The organism is Acidovorax cavernicola, from assembly GCF_003581445.1.
This window is the reverse complement of the sequence record NZ_QXMN01000182.1, coordinates 1-1,734: the sequence shown is the minus strand read 5'-3', so window position 1 is coordinate 1,734 and position 1,734 is coordinate 1. Positions and strand designations below refer to the sequence as shown.

Below are 1,734 nucleotides of genomic sequence, written 5' to 3'. Positions count from 1 at the left end.
CACCGCCAGGCGCAGCAGCTCGCCGCCCAGGCCGCGGTAGGCGCCCAGCAGCAGCTCGACCACATGGCGGCCGAGCAGCAGACCCTGCAGCAGCACCGCGCAACGCATTCCGCGCAGGCCCGGCTCGGAGAGCTGCTGAGCGGCTGGCGCCAGCAATTCCAGCAGCGCGCCGAACTGCAGCAGCAGCATGCCGCGCAGCAGCAGGGTGGCAACGCGTTGCAGCTGCAGGTCGATCGCTCCCGGCACGAGGCCGCGGCCGCGGCGGCGCGCATCGCGCCCGCGCTGCAGGCCCAGGCCGATGCCGATGCCGCGGTGAGCGCCGCCGGCGCCGCGCTGCAGGCCCTGCTCGACGGCCAGGGCGACAGCGCCACGCTGCGCGCGCGCTGGCAGCAGTTGCAGGCGCAGGCGCACAGCTGGCAAGGCCTGCAGGAGCGTGCGCAGGAGCGCCAGGGCCTGGAGCAGCAACTGCGCAGGCTGCAGCAGGACGAACGCGCCGCGGGCGCGCAGCAGCAGGCGCAAAGCGCCTTGCGCGCGCAATTGCGCAGCCAGTGGAAGCTGACCAACGAGCTGGTCACCAGCCAGCAGCAGCTGCTCGAGCGCGAGCAACTGATCCAGAGCCTGGCCGAACACCGCCAGGCGCTGCAGCCCGGCGAGGCCTGCCCGCTGTGCGGCGCGCTCGAACACCCGGCGATCGACAGCTACCAGGCACTCGATGCCTCGGCCACGCGCGTGCAGCTGGCGCAGCGGCGCGCCGAACTCGACGCCTTGCGCCAGCAGGGCGAAGCCGCGACCGAAGAACTGGCGCGCATCGAAAGCACGCAGCGCGGCTTGCAGGCGCAGCGCGCAACGCTGGCGCAGGACCTCGCGGGGCGCTGGTCGTCGGCCTGGGCCGCGCTGTGCGCGCAATTGCCCGCGGCGCTGTCCCCCGGCGTGGACGGCTGGCAGCAGCCCGGGCAGCTCGCGCAATCGCAGGCGCAATGCGCGCAGGCGCTGGGTGCGCTGGGCGAAGCGCTGCAGGCCGTGGAACGCGGCGAACGCCTGCTGCGCGACGCCAAGGACCAGGCAGGCCTGGCCGAACGCGCGCTGCTCACGGCGCGCAATGCCCAGGCGCTGGCGCAACAGACGCTGCAGGAACTGACGGCGCGCGCGCAGGCGGCGCAGACGGCACTGGACGATCTGGCCCGGGCGCGCGCCACGCTGGAAGCGCAATTGCAGGCTTCGCTGGCCGCTGCAGGCCATGCCGATCTGCCCGCACCCGACGCGGCCGCGCAATGGCTGCAGACCCAGCAAAGCGCCTGGCAGCAATGGCAGGCCGGCGAAGCGCGGCTGCAGCAACTGGCGCAGGCCATGGCCCAGCAGCAGCCGGTGTGCGACGCCGCACAGGCCCAGGCGCTGCTCTGGGCCGAGCGCTGGCGCGAACACGCAGCGCTGGCCACCGACCCGGCGCCGGCATTGGCCCAGGATCTCGCCGAATGCCTGGCGCTGATAGAGCAGTGCGCGCAGCGGCTCGCGGGCCTGCAGGGCCAGGCGCTGTAGGCGCAGGCCACGCTGGACGCGCACCGCGCCGCAGCCGCTGATAGCGCGGCCGAATGGCAGCAGGCGCTGCAGGCCAGCGCGTTCGCCGATGAGGCGGCGTATCTGCAGGCGCTGCTGCCGCCCGCCGAGCGCGCGCAGCTCGCCGCGCTGCAGCAGCAGCTGCAGGACGCAGTGCAGCAGCAGCGCACGCTGCAGGCC

At 74.3% G+C, this 1,734-nt stretch carries 1 protein-coding gene; it reads left to right on the top strand.

Annotation, left to right across the window (positions count from 1 at the left end):
• Positions 1–1,536: coiled-coil domain-containing protein (locus tag D3H34_RS34415; protein WP_491047159.1), on the top strand; the 1,536-nt coding region annotated here is incomplete at its 5' end.
• Positions 1,537–1,734: the final 198 nt, after the last annotated feature.